Source organism: Streptomyces sp. NPDC005492 (genome assembly GCF_040605995.1).
Taxonomy (GTDB): Bacteria; Actinomycetota; Actinomycetes; order Streptomycetales; family Streptomycetaceae; genus Streptomyces.
Genome location: NZ_JBEXDX010000026.1, coordinates 1 through 23,961, shown reverse-complemented (window position 1 = coordinate 23,961; position 23,961 = coordinate 1). Strand labels below are relative to the sequence as shown.

The window sequence follows — 23,961 nt, the reverse complement described above, 5'->3', positions numbered from 1 at the left end:
AGCCGGGGATTCAGAGCGGGAGGCCCTGTGGATAACTCGCGCGCCCGACCGATGAACGGCCGGACCGTCCTCGTCACCGGCGGCACCCGAGGCGTCGGCGCCGGTATCGCGCGGGCCTTCGTCGACGCCGGTGCCGAGGTGCTGACCTGCGCGCGCAGACCACCCGAAAAGCCCGTCGAGGGAACGGAGTTCAGGCCCCTCGACCTCCGGGACCCGGATGCCGTAAGGGAGTTCTTCGCTGCCCTGCCCCGGCTCGACGTGCTCGTCAACAACGCGGGCGGCGCGCCGTACCGCCCACTCGTCGACGCGGAGGCCGAACGCCACGCGCGGATCATCGAGTTGAACCTCCTCGCACCGCTCTCCGCCTCCCTCGCCGCCCACGAACACCTCAAGCGGGCCGGGGGCTCGGTCGTGATGATCGGCAGCGTCAGCGGAGGCCGGCCCTCGCCCGGCTCGGCGGCGTACGGCGCGGCCAAGGCCGGACTGGAGAATCTGGCCCGCTCGATGGCGGTCGAGTGGGCGCCGGACATCCGCGTCAACACACTCGTCGTCGGCATGGTCCGCACAGAGCTGTCCCACCTGCACTACGGCGGCGAGGACGCCATCGCGGCCGTCTCCCGCACCGTCCCGCTCGGCCGCCTCGCCGCCCCCACCGACATCGGCGCCGCCGCCGTCTTCCTGGCCTCCCCCGCGGCCGCCTACATCAGCGGGGCGAGCCTCCTGGTCCACGGGGGCGGGGAGCGGCCCGCCTTCCTGGACGCCGCAACCGCCAACAAGGAGACGTGAGATGAGCCGAATCTGCGACGGCCGGGTCGTCGTCGTCACCGGCGCGGGCCGTGGCCTGGGCCGCGCCCACGCCCTCGCCTTCGCCGCCGAGGGTGCCCGGGTCGTCGTCAACGACCTCGGCGTCGGCCTCGACGGCACCCCGGACCCGGACAGCCCGGCCGCTCGGGTCGTCGCCGAGATCCGCGCGACGGGCGGCGAGGCGGTGGCCCACGGCGGCGACATCGCCACGACCGAGGGCGCCGCGTCCCTGGTGACGACCGCCCTGGAGACCTACGGCCGGCTCGACACCCTTGTCAACAACGCGGGTTACCTGCGCGACCGCATGCTCGTCAACCTCGACGAGGACGACTGGGACGCGGTGCTGCGCGTCCACCTCAAGGGCCACTTCCTGCCCCTGAAGCACGCCGCCGCGCACTGGCGCGCCGAGACCAAGGCGGGCCGCACACCGACCGCCCGCATCATCAACACCAGCAGCGGAGCAGGCCTGTTGGGCTCGGTCGGACAGGGCAACTACAGCGCCGCCAAGGCCGGCATCATCGGCCTCACCCTGGTCGCCTCCGCCGAATTGGCCCGCTACGGCGTCCAGGTCAACGCCATCGCCCCCGCCGCGCGCACCCGCATGACGGAGCACACCTTCGCGGAGACCATGACGGCCCCCGACTCCGGGTTCGACGCGATGGCCCCGGAGAACGTCTCCCCGCTGGTCGTGTGGCTCGGGTCCGCCGCGAGCACGGGCGTCACCGGCCGGGTCTTCGAGGCGGAGGGCGGGCGGATCACCGTGATGGAGGGGTGGCGTGCGGGGCCGAGTGCGGACAAGGGGGCGCGGTGGAGTGCGGGGGAGGCGGGGGAGGCGGCGTTGAAGCTGTTGGCGGAGGCGGGGGTGCCGGGGGCGGTGTACGGGGCGTAGGCGGGAGGGGTGTGCGGAGGGGTTTGTACGTCCACTCCGCGGACACCGGGCAACCTGAAGGCACCCCGCGCCCAGACCTACGTGTCGCACTCCAGCACGGTCCGGCACAGCGAACACCGTGCCCGTACCCTCCCCCGCACCGGCACCCTGATCCGCTGATGACAGGTGGGGCAGGGGAAGGACACCCGTAGGCTGCCCCGCTCGTCCCCGCTGAAGGCGTACGGCACGCCTGTCTGGACGCCGGGCGCGTGCCGCCGGTCGTGGGCGTACCGGCGCCGTCCCGCCCACCCCGCCGCCGTCAGTGGAGGCTGCTGCTCGTCGCGCCGGGCCCGGGCCATGCCCTTGACGTACGCCGTGTAGGCCTGCGGACTGGTGAACCACACCGAGGGATCCTCACCGAAGACCAGGGCCCGCTTGGCGAGGACGTACCCGAACTCCTCCGGCGTGAGATAGCCGAGCTTCTGCGAGGACGCCGAGTCCTCCCGGTACGCGTCCAGCAGCAGCCACCCCGCGCCCAGATACGTCGCCGCCGTGTCCGTGAGGATCTCGTTCTCCCGGGTGCCGGGGAAGGACAGGTCGAGGCGGTGCAGATAGACATGCATGACCTCGTGCGCGAGCGCCGCGCCGATGTCCCGGCGATGGGTGCGGAACCGGTCGTTCAACTCGACGAAGTACTCGGGCCCCGCGGTGAGTTCGACGTTCGCCGCATGCGTCATCTCACGGAAGCTGACGATCAGCCGGGCCTCGGGGAGCCGGTAGTGCCGGACCATCTCCCGGGCCACCCGCTGTGCCCCCAGATGCAGGTCGTCCGTGTCGCAGAAGGCCACGTCGACGGGGGCCACACTGGTCGCGAACGTCTGGACGGTGTCGTAGGACAACCGCTTGTAGAGCGCGGTGATGGCGTCCCGCACCGTGTCCAGATGCGGGAAGCCGTGCTCGACCGGTCCGCCGTCCGCCACGTCCGCAACCCCCAAAGACGCCCTGAACCCACAACCACTCTATGCCGAGGGGAGCGGATGCAGGCCCCCGATATTTCCCTGACAGATCACGGCCGCGAGGGCTATGCTCCCCGCGATGACGACGATGACGACTCACTCCGTTGACAGAATGGGGGTCCCGTCCGCGCAAGGTGAGTGCTGATGCACCCTCACCCCGCGAGCGGGAGTTCCCGACCTTCCTTCTGGCCGCGCGTGCGCGAGTTCGCCGTGCCGCCCTCCCTGATCGAGACCGCCACGGCCCGCCGCCACGCCGGTGACTGGGCGGGCGCCTGCGCCGCCGCGGGGGTCGACCTCGATCTCGATCTACGGTCCGTGACGCGCACCCACGGCCGGGAACTGGCGGCTCGGCTGCGCGCCGACCTCCGCCGACTAGCCCCCGACCTGCTGCGCTGGCATCTGCCGAGGATCGCCCCCGACGGACTGCTGCGCCCGGGACTGACCCTGACCCTGGCCCGCTACGGCGGCGACGGCACCGGTCCGCCGCACCTGGTGGCCCGGACGCCACCGGCCTGGGCGGACGGCGGTCAGCGGATCAGCCTCGCATTGTGGGACGGCACTCGCCGCGAGCCCGCCGACCGCCGCCATCCGCATCCCCGGCCGAGCCGACGGTTCCGTCTCGACCTGCATCGGCATCTGTGGGACGCCGACCGGAGCGGTGAGCTGCGGGCCCGGTCCGGGGCCGACCGGTCGGCCACCGACGGTCCGCACAGGGTTCCGGATCTGTTGGAGACGGTGCCTGAGGCACACCACTGCGCCGTCGACCGGTGGGCGGACGAGGTGGCGATCCTGCTCCGCGCCGAGGGGCGGACGGCCGGCACCGTCACCATGCGGTTCGGGGCCCGGCACCGGTTCGCGCTGATCCTGGACCCGGACGCGGACACCCTCCGGATCGCACCGGAACCGACGGACGGCAGCGCCGCCGCCCTGCCGGTCCTGCCCGACGCGGCGACCTGGATACCGCCCGACCTCGAACTGCTCCGCACCGGCGCGATCGAGGCCGGCCGACTGCATCCCCTGGTCGCCGCCGCACTGGCCCCCGATCGACCCCGGCCGGACGGTTCCGCACGGGCCCCGGACCGGGCGCCAGGCCAACCACACCTGGTCGACTGTCAGGGCGCCCGGCACCGGATCGGACTGGTCGACGGAGTCCTCGCACCCCTGGACCACGATCCGGCCGAACTCCGGCGCGAGGAACTGCTCGTCGCGCTGACCGGCACTCCGCTGCCCTGCCTCCAGGCCATCGACGAGGCCCACCGCCGCCCGGACTGCCTCACCGGCGTCCGTGAACGCCTCATCCATGGTGACACCGCCGGCGCGCTGGCCGTCGTAGAGGGACTGCTCGGTCCCGACGCGGTGCTGCGCGGCGGCGCGTTGCGGGACGAACTCGAAGCGGCGGCGGAGCGACGGCTCGCGTACGGACTGTTCCGGGCGGGCCTGGCCGACCCCGCACCCCGAACCGGCCGCTCCTACCCGGGACTTGAGCACCCCAGGAGCCACCGCCTCCGCCGCAACGGTCGCTGACCGCTCACCCACGCAACGCCGTACCACTCCACTCCACCCCAACCCCAAAGGTGACCACATATGCCCACACGCACCCTGTACGCCGCTGCCGACGCCCCCTCCGAGACGCCCCAACTCGACATCGCGGGAGACCTGTTGACCCTCCTGCGCGACACCACCACCGAACCCCGCCCCGACATCCAACTGGAGGCCCTGACCCTGGCCGTCGCCGCCGACCTCCCCGTGCTGCTGTGGGGCGAGCCGGGCATCGGCAAGACGGCGGCCCTGACCCAGCTCGCCGCGGCCCTGGACCTGCCGCTGACCACGGTGATCGCCAGCGTCCACGAGCCGTCCGACTTCTCCGGGCTGCCCGTCGTGGGCGACGATCCCGCCGAGCAGGGCGTCCCGATGGCCCCGCCGGACTGGGCCGTACGGCTGGTGCGGGCGGGCCGGGGGCTGCTGTTCCTGGACGAGCTGTCGACCGCGCCGCCCGCCGTGCAGGCCGCGCTGCTGCGGCTGGTGCTGGAGCGGCGGATCGGTGCGCTGCGGCTGCCGCCGGGGGTGCGGATCGTGGCCGCCGCCAACCCGCGGTCCTCGGCGGCCGACGGCTGGGAGCTGAGCCCGCCACTGGCCAACCGGTTCGTGCACCTCCAGTGGACCCACGACCACGAGGTCGTCGTACGGGGCCTCGGCGGCACCTGGCCCCGGGCGACCCTGCCGCGCCTCGACCCGGAGGCGCTGCCGGGGGCCGTGGACTTCGCCCGCCGCGCGGTGTGCGGCCTGCTCACCGGCCGGCCCAAGCTGGTCCACCAACTGCCCGGCAGCGAGACCCGGCGGGGCGGTGCCTGGCCGTCGCCCCGGAGCTGGGAGATGGCCCTGGGCCTGATCGCGTTCGCGACCGCGGCCGGTTCCTCCCGGGAAGTGCTGTCCCTGCTGGTCAGAGGAGCGGTGGGGGACGGCCCCGGGCTGGAACTGCTGGCCCATGTGGACCGGATGGACCTTCCCGACCCCGAGATCTTCCTCGCCGATCCGACCGCCGGCGAGCTGCCCGAGCGCGGGGATCTGCGCCAGGCCGTGCTCGACGCGGTGGTGGCCGCGGTCCGCAACCGTCCCGACCGGGCCCGCTGGGACGCGGCCTGGGCGCTCCTGGTCCGGGCGCTGGAGACCGGGGCCCCCGACCTGGTCGTGGTCCCCGCGACCACCCTCGCCTCGCTGCGCCGGGAGGACTGGGCCGTCCCCGAGTCCATCGAGCGGCTCGCCGGAGTGGTCACCCTGTCGCAGCGCGCGGACCGCGCCGCCGTAGCCGCGAAGGGCGGCCGCCGATGACCGCGGACCCGGCGACCGCCCCCGCCCCCGCCCTCGACTTCGACAAGCTCTTCGCCGCCCGCCTCTACGCCGCCCGGGTCCGCCCCTACCTCGCCACCGCCCTGTTCGCCCTGCACCCGGTCGAGTCGCGGCAGGTACCGACGATGGCCGTCGACCGGCACTGGCGCTGCTACGTCTCGCCGGGCTTCGTGGACCGCATGTCGGTCGAGGACCTGGCCGGGGTGTGGGTCCACGAGGTCTCGCACCTGCTGCGCGACCACCACGGGCGCAGCGACCGGGTCGCCCGGGAGCGCGAACTGACCGGCGCGGGGGAGCGGTTGCGGATGAACATCGCCGCCGACTTCGAGATCAACGACGACGTGTACGGCGAGGGCCTGGTCACCCCCGAAGGAGCCGTCCAGCCGGGGCTGTTGGGACTGCCGGAGGGGAACCTGATGGAGGACTATCTGCGTTGGTTCCGACTGGGCTCGCGTACCCAGGACCTGGCCTGGCTGGACTGCGGCAGCGGCGCCGACGGCCTCGACCGGGGCTGGGACCTGGGACCGGACGGCGCGCACGGGCTCAGCGAGCAGCAGCGCGACGCGGTCCGCTTCCGGGTGGCCCAGGGCATCACCGGCCACCCGGGCAGCGCCCCGAGCGGATGGCGGCGGTGGGCGGAGGAGGCGTTCCATCCGCCGCAGCCCTGGCGGGAGTTGCTGGGCGCGGCGATCCGTTCGGCGGTCTCCGGTCCCGGCGCGGGCGAGGACTACAGCTACGGCAGGCCCGCGCGCCGCTCGGCCGGACTGCCCGGCGTGGTGCTGCCCAGCCTGCGCCGCCGACCGCCCCGGGTCTGCGTGGTCATCGACACCTCCGGGTCGGTCAGCGACGCCGAGTTGGGCAGCGCGCTGCTCGAAGTCGCCGCGATCTCCCGGGCGGTCGGTGGCCGCCGCGACCTGGTCACCGTGGTGTCGTGCGACGCGGCGGCCCGGATCGCACAACCACTGTGCCGCGCCGAGGGCATCGAGCTGCTGGGCGGCGGCGGCACGGACCTGCGCACCGGCTTCACCAGGGCCTTGCGCACCCAGCCCCGCCCCGACGCCGTCGTCGTCCTCACCGACGGCCAGACCCCCTGGCCGGAGTCCCGCCCACCGTGCCGGACCGTGGTGGGCCTGTTTCCGCGCGGGTACGGGGGCGGGTACTACGACGAGAGCAACCCCGACTATGTGCCGGACACACCGCCGGACTGGGCGCGGGTGGTCGAGATCGGGTCCGCCCCCGTGTCCCGGTGACGGCGTCCCGTCCGGCAGTTCGAGAACGGGGCCGCCGCGCCGCGCACCGCGGCAACCCCCTCATGCCCCCGCCGCATTGCGCGCCGCCGGTGATCGTGTGGCCGCTCACCACATAGGCCCGCTGATCGCGTGGTCGCGCGCCGCGTAGGGTGGTCGCCCATGACCACCAGCACCAATGGAACCGGTGACGTCGACCCCGCCGTGCGCGAGGAACTCGCCCGTTTGCGCGACAGCATCGACAACATCGACGCCGCCGTCGTCCACATGCTCGCCGAACGCTTCAAGGCCACCCAGCAGGTCGGTTTCCTCAAGGCCGCCCACCAACTGCCGCCGGCCGACCCGGCCCGTGAGGCCCGTCAGATCGAGCGGCTGCGGGCGCTGGCCGAAAACGCCAAGCTCGACCCGGCGTTCGCGGAGAAGTTCCTCAACTTCATCATCGCCGAGGTGATCAGGCACCACGAGCGCATCGCGGAGGACACCGTGAACGGCGGTTCACCCACGGCGAACTGACCCCGCCGCTCCGGCAATTGGCGTGACAACGGGGTGGGTTCGGGGTGATGCTGCGCTGTGCACTTGCTTGTGCACTCGTCGTCAGCCGACGGGCACACCCCGTCAGCGCCTGCGTCATAAGCTGGTTGTCCCACGCGGGAGGGACCTCGGGCCATGCCGTCGGATGCCAAGATCCTCATCGTCGACGACCATGAGGACACGCTGTACGCGCTGGAGAGTGCCCTGGCCCCGCTGAGCTGTCCGCTCGCCCGCGCCACCAGCGGCGACGAGGCGCTCAAGCAGGTGCTCCGCGGCCAGGTCGGGCTCCTCCTGCTCGACGTCCGCATGCCCGGCGTCAGCGGCCTGGACGTGGTCCGCTACCTGCGCCGCCTCGAACAGACCCAGCACATCCCCGTCCTCCTGCTCACCGGCTTCGGCGCCGACCCCGAACTGACCGCCGCCGCCTTCGCCCTCGGCGTCGCCGACCTCGTCACCAAACCCGTCGACCCCTGGATCCTGCGCACCAAGGTCCGCTACCTCTACGACGCCCACCTGCGCCACCAGGCCCTCGAACAGGAGGTCCGCGAACTGCGCGCCCTCCTCAAGGACCCGCCCGAGGCCCGCCGGGCCCTGCCCCACCCGGACGCGCGCGTGCCCTACCAGCGCGACGCGCAGAACCCCGCCCCCGCCCCCGAGCGGACATAAGCGGTGTAAGGGACCTCCCCTGTGTGCTGTCGGTGCCATCAGGCAGCATGTCCTGCATGTCCGTACTGACGCGCGACGAAGCGCAGACCCGTGCCAGGCTCCTCGACGTCCACCGCTACACGATCGAACTCGATCTGACGACGGGCGAAGACACCTTCGACTCCCGCACCGTCATCAGGTTCACCGCTCGTGCCGACGCGGACACCTTCGTCGAACTGAAGCCGGCCGAGCTGCGCTCCGTCACCCTGGACGGCCACCCCCTCGACCCCGAACAACTCGTCGAGAACCGGCTGCCGCTGCCCGGCCTCACCGCCGGCGAGCACGAACTGCGCGTCGACGCGAGCATGCGCTACTCCCGCACCGGCGAGGGCATGCACCGCTTCACCGACCCCACCGACGGCGAGACCTACCTCTACACCCAGCTCTTCATGGAGGACGTCCAGCGCGTCTTCGCCGCCTTCGACCAGCCCGACCTCAAGGCCGTCTTCGACCTCTCCGTGAAGGCCCCCGAAGGCTGGACCGTCCTCGCCAACGGCATCACCGAACACCTCGGTGAAGGCCGCTGGCAGGCCGCCCCCACCCCCCTCATCTCGACCTACCTCGTCGCCGTCGCCGCCGGCCCCTGGCACTCGGTCCGCACCGAACACCGCGGCCTGCCCTTCGGCATCCACTGCCGCCGCTCCCTGGCCCCCCACCTCGACGCGGACGCCGAGGAGATCCTCGACATCACCCGCCAGTGCTACGACCGCTACCACGAGAAGTTCGAGGAGCCCTACCCCTTCGACTCCTACGACCAGGCCTTCGTCCCGGAGTTCAACGCGGGCGCCATGGAGAACCCCGGACTCGTCACCTTCCGCGACGAGTTCATCTACCGCTCCGCCGTCACCGACACCGAGCGCCAGACCCGCGGCGTGGTCATCGCCCACGAGATGGCCCACATGTGGTTCGGCGACCTCGTCACCCTCCAGTGGTGGGACGACATCTGGTTGAACGAGTCCTTCGCCGAGTACATGGGCTACCAGACCCTCACCGAAGCCACCCGCTTCACCGACACCTGGACCGACTTCGGCGTCGTCCGCAAGGCCTGGGGCTACGACGCCGACCAGCGTCCCTCCACCCACCCCGTGGCCCCCGAGAACGTCGACGACACCGCCTCCGCCCTCCTCAACTTCGACGGCATCTCCTACGCCAAGGGCGCCTCCGCGCTACGGCAGTTGGTGGCCTGGCTCGGCGAGAAGGACTTCCTCGCCGGCATCAACACCCACTTCGCCCGCCACAAGTTCGCCAACGCCACCCTCGCCGACTTCATCGACTCCCTCGCCTCGGGCACGGACCGCGACGTCCACGCCTGGGCGGACGCGTGGCTGCGCACAACGGGGGTCGACAAGCTCACGCCCGAGGTCGGCGCCGACGACGGCCACTGGCACTTCACCATCCAGCACGAGGGAAGCCGCGGAGTCTGGTCCACGCCCGACCCCACCCAGGACCACGCCGGGCTCACCCACCTCACCACCCTCGAATCACCCCCCACCATCCGCCCGCACCGCATCACCATCGGCCTCTACGACCACGACCTCCACGACGCGAGCCGCCTGATCCCGCGCGACCGCTTCGAGGTGGACCTCGCCCGCCACGGCGGCAACCTCATGAGCATCGGGGGCCCACGCCCAGCCCTCGTCCTCCTCAACGACGGCGACTTCACCTACGCCAAGATCCGCTTCGACGCCGAGTCCCTCGAAACGGTCCGCACCAGCCTCTCCGGCCTGCCCGACCCCCTCACCCGCGCGGTCGTCTGGAACGCCCTGCGCGACGCGGTCCGCGACGGCGAACTCCCCGCCTCCGCCTATCTGGACGCCGCCCGCGCCCACCTCCCGCACGAGACGGACCTCGCCCTCGTCCAGGGCGTCCTCGCCTTCGCCTCCGCCCAGGTCACCGACCGCTACCTCACCCCCGAGGCCCGCCCGGTAGCCCTCGCCACCCTCACCGCCCTGTGCCGCGACCTCATCCGCCGCACCGAGGACGGCTCCAACCCCGGCCTGCGCCTCATCGCCGTACGCCACTTCATCGACGTCGCCGCCTACCCCGAGACCATCGCCGCCTGGCTCACCGAAGGCACCGTCCCCGGCGGCCCGGAGCTGGACCCCGAACTGCGCTGGCGCGTCCTGGGCCGCCTGGCCGTCCTCGGAGCCACCGACGACACCGCCATCGCCGCCGAGTTGGAGCGCGACCCCTCCGCCACCGGCCAGGAAGGCGCCGCCCGCTGCCGCGCGGCCCTCCCCGACCCCGAGGCCAAACGCACGGCCTGGCAGGCGATGTTCACCGACGACGGCCTCTCCAGCTACCTCTTCACCGCCACCGCCCAGGGCTTCTGGCAACCCGAACAGGCCGACCTCGTGCGGGAGTACGTACCGCGCTTCTACGCCGACGTGGTCGCCCTCGCCGCCCGCCGCGGCCCCGCCATCGCCGAGGCCGCCGGCCGCTGGGCCTTCCCCACCCACGCGGTCGACAGCGAGACCCTCCGCCTGGGCGAGGAATGCCTCCGCGACGCCGACCTCACCCCGGCCCTGCGCCGCAAACTCGTCGACCAACTCGACGACCTGGCACGGGCGTTGCGGGTACGGGAGATGAGCGCCTGAGCCCGGTGGGGGCCCTGCCCTCTCGGCGCATGCCGGCGAAATCAGACGCGCTGGGACGAGCGCGGTCGTACAACTCGGTCTCCCGCCGCCCCCGGCGCGGGGTACGGACCGTGCCGCCCCGTGACCGGCACGGAGTACTCCGCGGGTCCAGGGTCTCCGCACATCACCTGGTCAACTTCCCGTCCAACCCGGCAGGTCGGAAAGAGCTCCGTGTCCCTGAAGAAGGTCAATAGGCCGCGAGCAACTGCTCGAGCAGAGCCGCGGTGGCTTCGCCGGTCGAGGTCCGTGTCACGACGTTGAGCTCCCAGGTGATGCGCTCCTTCAGAGGGACGACTGCGATGCCTTCGCTTGGCGGGATCAGCAGTTCGGGAAGCAGTGCGATGCCGAGGCCGTTGGCGACGAAGACCGGGATCGAACTGGTCTCGGTCGCCTCGGCTTTGACGTCGCGCACGACCCCGCGTGTGCTGAGTTCGGCATCGAGGACGTCCCTGTTGCCGAAACCGGCAGGCGCGTCCACGAAGCGCTCATTCGCGAGGTCCTTCAGTGCCAGTCCCGCGCGCGACGCGAGTTCATGGTCGGCCGGGACGATGACCGCGTAGGGCGTTGTGGCGAGCCGGTGCACGGTGAGGCCCGGGCCCGCGGTGGCCGCTGGGAGCCCGTACATGCTGAGATCGAGCCGCCCCCTCCGCACGGCGTCGGCGAGCTCCGCAGAGCCGGACGCGGACGCGCGCAGTCGGAGGTCGACGAGCGGGTGTTCGCGGTGGAAGGCGCCGATGACGCGCGGGATCGCGAGGTAGCTCACGCTGGAGAACACCCCGATGCGCAGCTCGCCCCGTAGTTCGCCTCGCGGGTCGGCCGCGGTACGGGCGCGCGCCTCGGCGTCGGCGAGCGCGCGAAGCGCGGGCAGCACCGCCTCTCCGGCCGGGGTGATCCGCACCCCTCGCTGGTCTCGCTCGAAGAGCGCGGTGCCGAGCTCCCGTTCCAGCGCCCGAACGCCGGCGGAGACGGTCGACTGCCCTGCGTGGACCCGTTGCGCGGCACGGGTGAAACTCAGCTCGTCGGCGACCGCGATCACGTACTCGACCAGTCGGGTCTCCATCTCTCCGCCTCCCGGCTCCATCGTTCACATCGATAACTGTCACCAAGAGTATGCGTTGGACGCGATGGCATGAGGAGTCGAGCATGGAGGAATGACGACAACCTCGGCCCGCCCGCTGACTCCGGCCCAGACCCCGGCCAACGGACGGCTCCCGCATGGGGTGGGCTTCTGGATCATCGCGCTCGCCTTCAGCACCGAACTCGCGTTCTGCGCCGTCCCGACGCCCCTCTACGCGATCTACCAGCAGCGCGACGGCTTCGCGACGATCGTCCTCACCGTCATCTTCGCCGCATACGCGGTCGGAGTGATGCTGAGCCTGTATCTCGCGGGCCATGTCTCCGACTGGCTCGGACGCCGCCGCGTGATCCTCGGCTCCCTGCTCGTCAACCTGCTGGCCGCGGTCCTCTTCCTCGTCCGCAACGACGTCGCCGGCCTCATCACCGCCCGTTTCATCAGCGGACTCGGCATCGGCATCCTCACCGCCACGGCGACCGCACACCTCTCCGAACTCGGCGCGGCCGCCCACCACGCCCAAGGTCGCGTCGCCCTCGTGTCGACCTTCGCGAACCTCGGCGGCATCGGCCTCGGCCCTCTGATCGGCGGGCTCATCGCGACATGGTCCACGCGACCGCTCACCGTGCCTTTCGTGGCCTTCGCCATCCTCCTGGTCGTCGAAGGGATCCTGCTCGCCTTCGTTCCCGAGACGGTCGAGCGCCGTGAGGAGCGCCCTGCCTACCGGCCGCAGCGCGTCGCGGTGCCGACGGCAGGAAGGGGCGCGTTCTGGGCGGCCGGAGCGGCGGCGTTCGGGGCGTTCGCAGTGTTCGGCACCTTCATGGGACTGTCCTCGACCTTCCTCGTCGGTCTCCTCGGGCTGCATTCGCACCTGCTCGCCGGTCTGGCGCCCTTCGTCGTCTTCATGGCGGCGGCCCTCGCGCAGATCTTCACCGTGCGGCTGGCGACGCGCGCTCAGATCAAGCTCGCCCTCACGCTCGCCGTGCTCGGACTCGCGAACATAGGCGTTGCCGCCGTCGTCGCCTCGCTTCCGCTCTTCCTCATCGGCGGCGGGATCGCGGGCGCGGGGATCGGCATCCTGTTCCGAGCCGCCCTCGCCACCGTCACCGCGGTCGCGGATGCGGAGCGTCGAGGCGAGGCGCTCGCCGGAGCCTTCCTCATCGCCTACGCCGGCATGACCGTCCCGCCGCTGCTCACCGCCGTCGCACTCGACGTCTGGCCCACAGTCACCGTGCTCGTCGGCCTTGTCACCCTCACCGCGACCATCGTCGCCATCTCCGGCTCCCGGATGCTTCGCCGCTGAAACAGATCAGCTCCTCGTCCTCCGAGCCCCGCGCGGCGACGCGGCGGGGGCTGGAAAGGCAAGGGACACCCCTTCTGGACCGGTGGGGTTCTTGGGGTCGCGGATGTGGACCGTCGATGGAGTGGTCGCCATCTCGACGCCGTTCGAACTGCCGCCGCTGTAGGGGGACTTCGGCGGAGACTCGCCTCTCCTCCGCTTCGGCTGGGGCATGAACCCCATGTCCTGCGGATCGCGTGCGCCGATCTCGACGTCTACTCCGCTGACGTGTGCGCCGTGCTGGCACCGCGAATGCGCTGACTGAGGAAGAGAGCCGCACGGTCCAGTGCCTCGTCCGCCTCGTCCAGAACGCCGACGAACGACTGGAACACGTGCGGCACATCGGCGGTGATGTCCAGGATGACATCCACTCCGGCCCCCCTGGCGCGCGCGGCCAGGCGCGTGGAGTCGTCCAGCAGGATCTCATTGGTGCCCACCTGGAGCAGCAGCGGGGGGAAGCCGGTCAGGTCGGCGTGGACGGCCGGGCTGAGCAGGGGCTGCTGCGGGTCGGCTCCGGCGAGGTACATCGCACCGGTGTGTTCAACGGCCTCGCGGGTGAAGATCGGGTCGACGCCTTCCTTGGTGACCATGCTCTCGCCCGTTCGGGTGGCGTCGACGCCCGGGGAGAACGCCACGATGACGGCAGGCAGCGGAAGACCTGCGTCGCGGGCGGCGAGGCAGGTGGTGATGGTGAGCCCGCCGCCGGCAGAGTCGCCGACGAACGCGATGGTCGAGGGATCCTTGCCGCTGTCGAGGAGGGCACGGTAGGCGCCCAGGGTGTCTTCGATCGCGGCCGGGAAAGGATGCTCGGGGGCAAGCCGGTAGTCCACCGAGTACGCCCCGAAACCAGTCCTGGCCACCAAGCTTCCCGTCAGGGACAGGGCGGTCTCAGGAGAGCCGAACACCCAGCCGCCGCCGTGGAAGTACAGGATCGTCCCCGCGCGGCGTCCGTTGTCCGGCTCGACTTCCAGTGCGGGTCGGTTGCCGAGCGTCGTCCGCGTGACGCGGATGTTGCCGGGCACGATCATCTGGGCCATCAGCGCCTTGAATCCGGCTCGTATCGCCTCGACCGATCGGGGGCCGTCGGGCCGCGGCTGTCGCATCATCGCGTCGACCTGGGCGCGCTGTTCCTTGCTCACGGGTGTGCTCCTGCCGTAAGTAGATTCCGCTACACTATATGCCATGGCATCTAAATCGACGGGTGACGCAGTCGACCTCCTGGGCTTCTTCGCCGATCTGGTCCGATGCGAGACGCGTCTGTACAACGCCCTCAATGACCGTCTCCGTGAACGGCACGGGATCGTCACCTCACAGTTCGAGGCCCTGCGCTACCTGCGCGACCACCCCGGATCCCGCGTGGCGGACCTTGCCGCCGAATTCGCCATCGGTATCGGCGCGACCAGCAAGAGCGTCGACCGCCTGGAAAGGCGGGGGTGGGCCGTCCGGCAGCCGAATCCATCCGATCGCCGGTCCTCACTGCTGGCCCTGACCGACGACGGCGCGCAACTCGCCGACGCGGCGGAGGCGACCGTGACCGACGCGCTGGCCGAGCTCGTCGGAGGCACTCTCGACGGTTCCTCGGGGCTGACCGCCCAACTGGCCATCTCTGAAATGCGCTTCGTGCTCGAACGCGACCAGGTCGGCACACCCACAGGCTGACGGCCATCGCCAGCCAAGTCGACTTGGACACCATTTCAGTCGGTGAGCCTGCGGTGGCATATGAGGGTCGCGACGAGGGCGGTGAAGGCGAGGAAGTGTTTCCACGACCCGGCGATGCCGGCCCAGGCGTCGGGACGACTCCATGCCCTGAGCACCGGTCTCCGTGTAGCTTGCCGGTTTCCGGTGTCGGCGGCTGCGACGAGAACGCAGGGGCGGGAGACCGCGGACCAGGGCGGGGGCCTGGGGGCGGCAGCCCCCAGAAGACGCCCACACCGACACCCCGCACCGCGCAACCGCCAAAGCGCCGCAGGCCCCCGTACCCACTTTCGGGTTCTGATCGTTGTTCTCCCGGGCGCGTCGACCCAACCAGGTCCAAGCTGGAACCCTCCCCGCCCCGCGCCCCGGAGGACAGCCCATGAGCCACGTGCCCCTCGCCTCAGGACCCGAAGGCCCCGACGCCCTGCGGCCGTTGCTCGACACCGTCCTCGACGCCCTCGACAGCGGACGGCGGGCACGCGGTGGACCCCTCCCCGCCGGCGGCCCGGACGCCGTCGCCGCACACATCGCGGACGCCGTGGGAGACGTACTCCCCGACGAGGGCGACCCGGACGCCCTGCGCACCCTCGTGCACGCCCTCGCGGAAGGCGCCGCCGACCCCGCCGACCCGCTCTGCGCAGCCCACCTGCACTGCCCGCCGCTCGCCGTCAGCGCCGCCGCCGATCTCGCCGTCAGCGTCCTCAACCCGTCGCTGGACTCCTGGGACCAGGCCCCCGCCGCCTCCGCCCTCGAAGCCCTCGTCACCCGCACCCTCGCCCACGAGATCGGCCTCGCCGACGCCCTCGTCACCACCGGCGGCACCGAAGCCAACCAACTCGCCCTGCTGCTCGCCCGCGAAGCCCACGGCTCCGCCGTCCAGTTGGTGTGCGGAGGCAACGCCCACCACTCCCTGCCCCGCGCCGCGTGGCTCCTCGGCCTGCCCGACCCCGTCGTCGTCCCTGCCCCGGCCGGCACCCTCGACCCCGCCGCCCTCGACAAGGCCCTCACCGCACTGCCCCGCGCCCGCGGCTCCGTCCTGGTCGCCGCCACCGCCGGCACCACCGACGCCGGCCTCATCGACCCGCTCCCCGAGATCGCCGGCCTCTGCGCCGCCCACGGCGCCCGCCTCCACATCGACGCCGCCTACGGCGGAGGCCTCGCCTTCAGCGACCGGCACCGCGACCAACTCGCCGGCCTCGACCGCGCCCACACCGTCACCCTCGACCTGCACAAACTCGGCTGGCAGCCCGCCGCCGCAGGTCTCCTCGCCGTACGGCACCCCCGCGACCTCGCCGCCCTCACCCAGCGCGCCGACTACCTCAACGCCGACGACGACACCGAAGCCGGCCTCCCCGACCTCCTCGGCCGCTCGACGCGCACCACCAGACGCCCCGACATCCTCAAGATCGCCGTCACCCTGAAAACCCTCGGCCGCACCGGGCTCGGCACCCTCGTCGACCAAGTCTGCGCCCGCGCACGGGAGTTCGCCGCCCTCGTCCACGACCACCCCGGTTTCGAGCTCTACGGCCGCCCCGTCATCAGCACCGTCCTGTTCCGGCCCGCCGATGCCACCGACGAGACCGTGGCCGCCGTACGCCGACAACTCCTCACCGACGGACGGGCCGTCCTCGGCCGAGCCGCGCTCGACGGCCGACTCTGGCTCAAGGCCACCCTCCTCAACCCCCACACCCGGCCCGACGACCTGGCCGCCCTCCTGAAACTGGTGGAAGGACACACCCCCCGATGAACCACCCCTCACGCCACGAACCCGATCCACCCCGCGACCTGGTCGGCATCGGTATCGGACCGTTCAACCTCTCCCTCGCCGCCCTCGCCCACCCCCTCACCCACCTCGACACCGCCTTCTACGAACAGCGCCCCGGCTTCGGCTGGCACCCCGGCCTGCTCATCGACGGCACCACCGTCCAAGTCCCCTTCCTGGCCGACCTGGTGACCCTCGCCGATCCCGCCAGCCCCTGGTCCTTCCTCAACTATCTGAGGGCCCGCGACCGCCTCTTCCCCTTCTACTTCGCCGAGCGCTTCCACATCCAGCGCGCCGAGTACGACGCCTACTGCCGCTGGGTCGCGGACAGCCTCCCCGGACTCCACTTCGGCCACCAGGTCGACGCCGTCCGCTTCAACCCCGAACGCGACGTCTTCGAGGTCGACTTCACCCAGCTCGACAGCGACGGCGAAGCCGAAGCCCTCGGCCGGACCTACACCAAGAACATCGTCCTCGGCATCGGCACCGCCCCCTACGTCCCCGACCCGCTCAAGCCCCTCGTCGAGGCCCCCGGCGTCCCCGTCGTCCACGCCGCCGACTACCTCGCCCACCGCGAGGACTTCCTCGCCGCCGAGCACATCACCGTCATCGGCTCCGGACAGACCGGCGCCGAGGTCTTCCTCGACCTGCTCCGCAACCGGCCCGCAGGACACGAGAAGCTCCACTGGATCGGCCGCAGTGAGGCCTTCGCCCCCATGGAGTACTCCAAGCTCGGCCTGGAGCACTTCACCCCCGACTACACCCGCTACTTCCACGCCCTCGCCGAACCCGTCCGCGACCGCCTCGTCACCGCGCAGTGGCAACTCCACAAGGGCATCGACGCCGACACCATCGCCGCCATCCACGACGAGCTCTACCGCCGTACCCTGCACGGCGGTTGGCCCGACGCCGTCCTCACCCCCGGCGTCCGCGTCCGCACCGCCGGCCGCATCGCGACCACCAAGGTCGAACTCCACCTGGAACACGTCCAGCAGAACACCCGCTCCCGCCTCACCACCGACGCCGTCGTCCTCGCCACCGGCTACCGCGAACGCCCCCTCGACCGCATCCTCGCCGGACTCGACCCCTACCTCCGCCGCGACAGCGCCCAACGCCCTTGCGTCGACGAGGAGTTCAGGCTCGTCCTCGACCCCTCCGTCACCGGCGCCGGCTGCCAGGTCTACGTCCAGAACGCCGAACTCCACACCCATGGAGTCGGCGCCCCGGACCTCGGCCTCGCCGCCTGGCGCAGCGCCACCATCCTCAACTCCGTGACCGGCAAGGACCCTTACCCACTGCCGGGCCGAACGGCCTTCACGACCTTCGGACTCGACCCGCAGGCCCAGATCCCCCCGGCCCGCCAGACGCGCGCCCTCACCCCACTCGTCGAGGGACGCTGAGAACAGGAAGGGGCAGCCCTAGAACACCGGCGTCCCGTTCCGCGTCAACTTCCAGTCCACCGAGGCGAAGTCCGCCGGATCCAGCACACCCTTCGCGGTCACCCACTCCGCGATCCGGGTCCGGATCTCCGTCGACTCCGACCACACCTCGGTCGCCGACGCCACATGCGGGAACGCGCCGCCGCCGTTCGCCCGGTAGTTGTTCACCGCCAGCACGAACCGCTGGGCGTCGTCCAGTGCCGCACCGCCGTAGGTGAGGTTCTTGATCCGCGAACCGGCCGCCTGCGCGATGTCGATCTCGTACGAGAACCCCGACACATAGTCGTAGTTGTAGTCCGGACGGCCGTTCGCGTTCGTCAGCTTCTCCGTGTCGACGGCCGCGTCCGCCGCCGTCCGCACGAAGTACTCCGCCGAATACTCCAGGTACGCCCGCACCTGAGCACCCGTCAGCACCTTGGCCACCAGAGTGTTGTCGTACACGTACAGACCCGACAGATCCCGGATCGTCACCTCGCCCGCCGGGATCTCCGAGGTCCGCGAGAACGGCGACGCCTGCGCGATCACCGGCAGCGAGGCGTACGCCGTCCCCGCCAACGCCGCCTTCACCACGTCCTCCTGAACCTTGGTGATCAGGTCGATGATCGGGGCGTCCTTGTACCGCGCCTCCACCGTCGTCAGCGTCGAAGTCGCCGTACCGACAACCTGGTTGACGTACTCCACGACCAGCGCGTGCTCGTCCTTCAGCAGCCTGGTGATCTTCGGGTCGTCCGCGACCGTCTTCGCGTCGCGCAGCGAGGCCGCCACCGACTCGACCGTCCAACGCCCCTTCTCGAAGACCAACTCGAAGTCGAACACGCTCAACCGCTCGGCGTAGCACAGCGGTTCGGACAGCACGACCGTCTTCCCCGTCGCCGCGTTCACGACCTTCAACTCCGGGATCTCCACATGCGCGTGCCCGACGAGGATCGCGTCGATCCCCGGCACCTGCTGCGCGACCAGCGCCGCCGAGTTCTCCACATACGGGAGCTGGTCACCGTACGACGACGTCCCCGACGACCCCGAGTGCGCCGACACCACGACGACGTCCGCCCCCATCGACCGGAGCTTCGGCACCCACTTCGCGGCCTGCTCCTCAAGACCCGGGAACGTCAACTTCCCCTGCACATACGCCTTGTCCCAGATCGCGATCCCCGGGTTGGTCAGCCCCAGCACCGCCACCTTCACCGGCGGAGCGCCCGGCACCTGGAACTTCTTGATGAAGTACGGCGGGAAGGCCGGCTTCAGCGTCTTCGCGTCCAGCGCGTTCGCCCCGAGCAGCGGGAAACGGCACTGGTCCTCGAACTTCCGCAGCGTCTCGATGCCGTAGTTGAACTCGTGGTTGCCCAGCGCCGCAGCGTCGTACCCGATCGCGTTCATCGCCTGCGCCATCGGATGCACCGGCCCGCCCTTCGCGGTGATCGGATCCACCTTCGCGAAGTAGTACGTCAGCGGGGTGCCCTGGATCGTGTCGCCCGCGTCCAGCAGCAGCGTGTTCCGCCGGCCCTTCTCCGCGCGGATCTGGTTCACCAGGGTCGAGACCCGCGCCAGACCCATGGCGTTGCCCTTGGTGTCCGTGTACTCGGCGTCCTTGAAGTAGTCCCAGTTGAAGACATGACCGTGCAGGTCGGTCGTGCCCATGACGGTGAGGGAGTACCGCTTCACGTGCCTGCCCGGCTTCTTCTTCTCCACGGCCTGCGCCGCCGGAGCCGCCGCCCCGGCCAGCGCGACCCCCGCGCCCGTCACGGCGGACTTCTTCAGGAACTTCCGGCGGTTCAAGGGCATGTCTTGTTCTCCTCGAGGAACGGTCAACGACGCGCGTAGATTCTTACTCGCTTCTTACCGCAGGCGACAGGCCCCGCAGGTTTCGATCCGATGACCGGCAGACGGCACACCTGACAGAGTGGGACGTATGACCACCCCCACCCCGGACGAACCCCAACCCGCCGTCCCCTACGGCACACCCGACGCCCCGCGCATCGCCGTCCGCGGCGAAGCCCGCCTCGAAGTCGACCCCGAGATCGCCCGCATCGGCATCACCGTCGCCGCCCGCGGCCGCGACCGCCGCGCCGCCCTCGACGACCTCACCCGCCGCAACACCACCGTCCTCGACCTGGTCAAGAGCTATGGCGAAGCAGTCGAACGCCTGGAGACCGGCGGCTTCTCCATCACCCCCGAACTCGCCGAACACGGCCGGGGCGAACGCATCCGCCGCTATCACGGCAGAGTCAACATCACCGCCGAACTCACCGACTTCACCGCCCTCGGCGAACTCACCACCCGCCTCGCCGACCTCGAACTCACCCGTGTCGACGGCCCCTGGTGGGCCCTGCGCCCCGACTCACCCGTCCACCGCCAAGCCCGCCAGCAAGCCGTACGCGAAGCCGTCCAACGCGCCCGCGAATACGCCGAAGCACTCGACACCACCCTCGCCGCGCTCGTCGAACTCGCCGACATCGGCGCCGAGAACGCCCCGCCTTACGGCACACCCCCCACCCGCATGCGCTCCATGTCCCACGCCGGAGCGGCCGCCGAGGACACCGCCGCCGCGCCCCTCGACCTCGAACCCCAACGGCAACATGTGTACGCCCAGGTCAACGCACGCTTCACGATGGCACCGCCGAGACTGTGAACGGAGTCCGTAATTCGACCGTTCGAACGCTCATTGGAGCACCCGGCCGCACATTCAAGCCTTGTCAATAACCCTTCACCCAAAGGTTGTTGAGTAGTCATGCGCGGCGAATTCCCTACCCGTCGGTAAGCCCTAGGCTCGCCTCATGCGCCGAGCAAAAATCGTCTGTACGCTGGGGCCCGCCACCGACTCGTACGACCAGATCAAAGCCCTGGTCGACGCCGGAATGGACGTAGCCCGCTTCAACCTCAGCCACGGCACCCACGCCGAACACGAGGAGCGCTACCAACGCGTGCGAAAGGCCTCCGACGAGACCGGCCGCAGCGTCGGAATGCTCGCCGACCTTCAAGGTCCGAAGATTCGACTCGGCCGCTTCACCGAAGGCCCCGTACTCCTTGAACGCGGAGACACCTTCACCATCACCGTCGAAGAAGGCGCCGAAGGCGACCGCCAGTCCTGCGGAACGACCTACACCGGCCTCGCCGCCGACGTCACCCCCGGCGAGCGCGTCCTCGTCGACGACGGAAAGGTGTGCCTCGAAGTCACCTCCGTCGACGGCCCCCGCGTCCACACCAAGGTCGTCGAAGGCGGGATGATCTCCGACCACAAGGGCCTCAACCTCCCCGGAGTCGCCGTCTCGGTCCCCGCCCTCTCCGACAAGGACGAGGACGACCTCCGCTGGGCGCTGCGCTCCGGCTTCGACGTCATCGCCCTCTCCTTCGTCCGCAGCGGCAAGGACATCGACGACGTCCACCGCATCATGGACGAGGAGGGCCGCCGCCTCCCCGTCATCGCCAAGGTGGAGAAGCCCCAGGCGGTCGACGCCATCGACGACATCGTCGCCGCGTTCGACGGCATCATGGTGGCCCGCGGCGACCTCGGCGTCGAAATGCCCCTGGAACAGGTCCCGATCGTCCAGAAGCGCGCGATCAAACTCGCCAAGCGCAACGCCAAGCCGGTCATCGTCGCGACCCAGATGCTCGACTCGATGATCGAGAACTCTCGGCCCACGCGCGCGGAGGCCTCGGACGTGGCCAACGCCGTGATCGACGGCACGGACGCGGTGATGCTCTCCGGCGAGACCAGCGTCGGCAAGTACCCCATCGAGACGGTCCGCACGATGGCGAAGATCGTCGAAGCGGCCGAGGAGGACATCCTCGCCAAGGGCCTCCCGCCCCTGACCGAACGCAACAAGCCCCGCACTCAGGGCGGCGCGGTCGCCCGCGCGGCGGCGGAGATGGGCGACTTCCTCGGCGCGAAGTTCCTGGTCGCCTTCACCCAGTCCGGCGACACAGTCCGCCGCCTCTCCCGCTACCGCTCCCCGATCCCCCTGCTCGCCTTCACCCCCGAACCGGCCACCCGCTCCCAACTCACCCTCACCTGGGGCGTGGAGACCTTCCTCGGCCCCCATGTCGACTCCACCGACGCGATGGTCGACCAGGTGGACGAACTCCTCCTCAAATACGGCCGCTGCGAAAAGGGCGACATCGTCGTCATCACGGCAGGTTCCCCACCCGGAGTGGCCGGCTCGACGAACCTCGTCCGCGTCCACCACATCGGCGAGGACGACAGTCCCAAGTAGGGCTCAGTGTTTGGGGCCTATGTGGGTGTCCATGAGGGCGACTGAGGTGCGGCGGGCGACGGATACGTTGTGGGCGTTCGCCTGCTTCCAACTGACTCCGACCTTGTCGAGGGTGTCCGTATAAAGATGCCGGATGTCCACGGACAGGTTGGTGAAGAAGTACCGCGGATATTCGTAGCGCCTGCTCTCACCGGCGATGATGCGGGTCGTCCAGTTGGTGATACGGCAGCCGTCGGAGTGGACGAGGCCGCGGATGAATTCCCAGGGGTGGGCATCCACGATGTCCTGCTGCCAGGGCTCGAGGGCGAGGCGTCGCTCGTGTTTCTTACCGGAGCCGTGCTGAGGAAAGAGGTGTGGCCAGTGCCGGGAGTAGCTGGTCACCATTGAGTAGCCCTCCTTTTGGAGGGCGTAGACGCCGATTCCCGGGCGCACTTTGACGACGGCCTCGCGGCACAGTCGGAGCAGCCCTGGCCACGCGTCAGCGCACGCGATCCTGAGGTAGTAGCCGGTACCGCGAGGGTGTGCGCTGATGCAGCCGTCGCCGAGATACAGCCCCAGCAGGTAGGCATAGGCGCGATCGTCCGCAGGCGGCCCGGGATCCGGAGTCGCGATGCCGGGCAGCGGTTCAAGCCGGTCCTGCCAAGAGCGGATCGCGGCACGGGAGATGCCGGTCTCGCGGCTCACCGAGTTGAGGCTGCGGCCCTGTTCGACCAGAGCCAGCGCTCGCTTGCGTGTGCTGATGTCGTACATGTGGACACTCTGTGAGAGTGATCCCGACAGCGCCCAACGAAAAGCGGATGTTCACGAGAACGTGGACATCCGCTTCGGTTGGGCAACCTTCGAATTGAAGGAAAAGTGCCCCGGGTCGGACTCGAACCGACACTGTACGGGTTTTGAATCCGTTGCCTGCTGCCAATTGGGCTACCGGGGCTCGTGGAATCAAAGGTTTCCCCTGACCCTCCGCGCACCCACCTTACCGCAGCTAGGTAGGCTCTTGCTCAGCACTACCCCCGTGCCCTGAACAAGGAGCCCCCGTGACCGCCCCCGAGTCGCCCCAGCCCGTGGACGCGCCCGACGACGACAAGTCGCACGTGCCTCCGCTGACGACCCGTGTCGTCATCGCCGAGGACGAGGCCCTGATCCGGCTCGATCTCAAAGAGATGCTGGAGGAGGAGGGGTACACCGTCGTCGGCGAGGCCGGTGACGGTGAGGAGGCCGTCGAGCTGGCCCGTGAGCACAAGCCCGACCTCGTGATCCTCGACGTGAAGATGCCCAAGCTGGACGGCATCTCCGCGGCCGAGAAGATCGCCGAGGAGTCCATCGCGCCCGTGCTGATGCTCACCGCCTTCTCGCAGCGCGACCTCGTCGAGCGGGCCAGGGACGCCGGTGCGATGGCGTACCTGGTGAAGCCGTTCAGCAAGAGTGACGTCGTGCCCGCGATCGAGATGGCCGTCTCGCGCTTCACGGAGTTGAAGCAGTTGGAGCAGGAGGTCGCCGACCTCACGCTGCGGCTGGAGACCCGCAAGCTGGTCGACCGGGCGAAGTCGATTCTGCAGACGGAGTACGGCCTGAGCGAGCCCGCCGCGTTCCGGTGGATCCAGAAGACGTCCATGGACCGTCGGATGTCGATGCAGCAGGTCGCCGAGGCGGTCATCCAGGACGCCGACGAGAAGAAGTCCGGGAAGGGCTGACACCGGCTGCGGTACCTACTCCTGTAGCGCGTCCGCAGATGCTCGGCCAGTGCCGAGGTGGACGACGCCAGCACCACGTCCCCCGCGGTGATCGGTTT

General features: G+C 70.6%; 21 protein-coding genes and 1 tRNA gene. 15 read left to right on the top strand and 7 right to left on the bottom strand.

Features of this window, described 5'->3' with window-relative positions:
- Positions 1 to 51: 51 nt before the first annotated feature.
- On the top strand, positions 52 to 786 hold the full coding sequence (locus tag ABZT04_RS29275) for an SDR family oxidoreductase (RefSeq protein ID WP_356060057.1): 735 nt from the start codon (positions 52 to 54) through the stop codon (positions 784 to 786).
- A gap of 1 nt (position 787) precedes the next feature.
- Entirely contained in the window at positions 788 to 1,693 is a 906-nt protein-coding gene (locus ABZT04_RS29270) for an SDR family oxidoreductase (RefSeq protein WP_356059978.1), read from the top strand.
- Positions 1,694 to 1,770: 77 nt separating this feature from the next.
- Here ABZT04_RS29270 and ABZT04_RS29265 read toward each other — a convergent pair whose 3' ends face one another.
- The gene (locus tag ABZT04_RS29265) at positions 1,771 to 2,652 is read right to left on the bottom strand and encodes a hypothetical protein (protein ID WP_356059977.1); all 882 of its coding nucleotides are present in this window, start codon (positions 2,650 to 2,652) and stop codon (positions 1,771 to 1,773) included.
- A 180-nt stretch (positions 2,653 to 2,832) separates the two neighbouring features.
- Between ABZT04_RS29265 and ABZT04_RS29260 the strand changes: the two genes are divergently transcribed.
- From ABZT04_RS29260 to pepN, 6 genes are all read left to right on the top strand, one after another.
- Positions 2,833 to 4,212 (top strand): hypothetical protein, encoded by a 1,380-nt coding sequence (locus ABZT04_RS29260; RefSeq protein ID WP_356059976.1) that lies wholly within the window; start codon positions 2,833 to 2,835, stop codon positions 4,210 to 4,212.
- 60 nt (positions 4,213 to 4,272) lie between these two features.
- Entirely contained in the window at positions 4,273 to 5,517 is a 1,245-nt protein-coding gene (locus ABZT04_RS29255) for an AAA family ATPase (protein ID WP_356059975.1), read from the top strand.
- The gene (locus tag ABZT04_RS29250; protein WP_356059974.1) at positions 5,514 to 6,785 is read left to right on the top strand and encodes a VWA-like domain-containing protein; all 1,272 of its coding nucleotides are present in this window, start codon (positions 5,514 to 5,516) and stop codon (positions 6,783 to 6,785) included. Before ABZT04_RS29255 ends, ABZT04_RS29250 begins: the two co-directional genes overlap by 4 nt.
- Positions 6,786 to 6,944: 159 nt before the next feature.
- Complete coding sequence (locus tag ABZT04_RS29245) at positions 6,945 to 7,295, top strand: chorismate mutase (RefSeq protein ID WP_355912415.1); 351 nt, start codon at positions 6,945 to 6,947, stop codon at positions 7,293 to 7,295.
- 153 nt (positions 7,296 to 7,448) lie between these two features.
- Positions 7,449 to 7,979, top strand: a complete 531-nt coding sequence (locus ABZT04_RS29240; protein ID WP_356059973.1) for a response regulator — start codon at positions 7,449 to 7,451, stop codon at positions 7,977 to 7,979.
- 47 nt (positions 7,980 to 8,026) lie between these two features.
- Positions 8,027 to 10,615: an aminopeptidase N gene (gene pepN, locus ABZT04_RS29235; RefSeq protein WP_356059972.1), complete on the top strand. Its 2,589-nt coding sequence runs from the start codon at positions 8,027 to 8,029 to the stop codon at positions 10,613 to 10,615.
- Between the two features lie 226 nt (positions 10,616 to 10,841).
- Here pepN and ABZT04_RS29230 read toward each other — a convergent pair whose 3' ends face one another.
- Positions 10,842 to 11,714, bottom strand: a complete 873-nt coding sequence (locus ABZT04_RS29230) for a LysR family transcriptional regulator (protein WP_356059971.1) — start codon at positions 11,712 to 11,714, stop codon at positions 10,842 to 10,844.
- 91 nt (positions 11,715 to 11,805) lie between these two features.
- On the opposite strand from ABZT04_RS29230, the gene ABZT04_RS29225 reads away from it, so the two are divergent.
- A complete protein-coding gene (locus tag ABZT04_RS29225; protein WP_356059970.1) occupies positions 11,806 to 13,029 on the top strand; it encodes an MFS transporter in 1,224 nt (407 codons plus the stop codon).
- A 6-nt stretch (positions 13,030 to 13,035) separates the two neighbouring features.
- Here ABZT04_RS29225 and ABZT04_RS29220 read toward each other — a convergent pair whose 3' ends face one another.
- The gene (locus ABZT04_RS29220; RefSeq protein WP_356059969.1) at positions 13,036 to 13,239 is read right to left on the bottom strand and encodes a DUF397 domain-containing protein; all 204 of its coding nucleotides are present in this window, start codon (positions 13,237 to 13,239) and stop codon (positions 13,036 to 13,038) included.
- A gap of 41 nt (positions 13,240 to 13,280) precedes the next feature.
- Positions 13,281 to 14,204 carry an alpha/beta hydrolase gene (locus ABZT04_RS29215; protein ID WP_356059968.1) on the bottom strand — a complete coding sequence of 308 codons (924 nt, stop codon included), beginning with the start codon at positions 14,202 to 14,204 and terminating at the stop codon, positions 13,281 to 13,283.
- Positions 14,205 to 14,247: 43 nt separating this feature from the next.
- Between ABZT04_RS29215 and ABZT04_RS29210 the strand changes: the two genes are divergently transcribed.
- The 3 genes from ABZT04_RS29210 to ABZT04_RS29200 all read left to right on the top strand — a co-directional run bounded on the left by ABZT04_RS29210 (position 14,248) and on the right by ABZT04_RS29200 (position 17,922).
- Positions 14,248 to 14,724: a MarR family transcriptional regulator gene (locus ABZT04_RS29210; RefSeq protein ID WP_356059967.1), complete on the top strand. Its 477-nt coding sequence runs from the start codon at positions 14,248 to 14,250 to the stop codon at positions 14,722 to 14,724.
- A gap of 415 nt (positions 14,725 to 15,139) precedes the next feature.
- Positions 15,140 to 16,507 carry a pyridoxal-dependent decarboxylase gene (locus ABZT04_RS29205; protein WP_356059966.1) on the top strand — a complete coding sequence of 456 codons (1,368 nt, stop codon included), beginning with the start codon at positions 15,140 to 15,142 and terminating at the stop codon, positions 16,505 to 16,507.
- On the top strand, positions 16,504 to 17,922 hold the full coding sequence (locus tag ABZT04_RS29200) for a SidA/IucD/PvdA family monooxygenase (RefSeq protein ID WP_356059965.1): 1,419 nt from the start codon (positions 16,504 to 16,506) through the stop codon (positions 17,920 to 17,922). The genes ABZT04_RS29205 and ABZT04_RS29200 overlap by 4 nt, the downstream gene beginning before the upstream one ends.
- A gap of 18 nt (positions 17,923 to 17,940) precedes the next feature.
- On the opposite strand, the gene ABZT04_RS29195 is transcribed toward ABZT04_RS29200, so the two are convergent.
- Positions 17,941 to 19,743: a 5'-nucleotidase C-terminal domain-containing protein gene (locus tag ABZT04_RS29195; RefSeq protein ID WP_356059964.1), complete on the bottom strand. Its 1,803-nt coding sequence runs from the start codon at positions 19,741 to 19,743 to the stop codon at positions 17,941 to 17,943.
- A 127-nt stretch (positions 19,744 to 19,870) separates the two neighbouring features.
- Between ABZT04_RS29195 and ABZT04_RS29190 the strand changes: the two genes are divergently transcribed.
- Positions 19,871 to 20,590, top strand: coding sequence for an SIMPL domain-containing protein (locus ABZT04_RS29190; RefSeq protein ID WP_356059963.1), 720 nt, complete (start codon positions 19,871 to 19,873; stop codon positions 20,588 to 20,590).
- A gap of 145 nt (positions 20,591 to 20,735) precedes the next feature.
- A complete protein-coding gene (gene pyk, locus ABZT04_RS29185; protein ID WP_356059962.1) occupies positions 20,736 to 22,172 on the top strand; it encodes a pyruvate kinase in 1,437 nt (478 codons plus the stop codon).
- 3 nt (positions 22,173 to 22,175) lie between these two features.
- On the opposite strand, the gene ABZT04_RS29180 is transcribed toward pyk, so the two are convergent.
- Positions 22,176 to 22,922, bottom strand: a complete 747-nt coding sequence (locus ABZT04_RS29180; protein ID WP_356059961.1) for a helix-turn-helix domain-containing protein — start codon at positions 22,920 to 22,922, stop codon at positions 22,176 to 22,178.
- A 106-nt stretch (positions 22,923 to 23,028) separates the two neighbouring features.
- A tRNA-Leu gene (locus ABZT04_RS29175) sits at positions 23,029 to 23,103 on the bottom strand.
- 103 nt (positions 23,104 to 23,206) lie between these two features.
- Here ABZT04_RS29175 and ABZT04_RS29170 point away from each other — a divergent pair.
- Positions 23,207 to 23,863 (top strand): response regulator, encoded by a 657-nt coding sequence (locus ABZT04_RS29170; RefSeq protein WP_355912388.1) that lies wholly within the window; start codon positions 23,207 to 23,209, stop codon positions 23,861 to 23,863.
- The last annotated feature ends 98 nt before the right edge of the window (positions 23,864 to 23,961 follow it).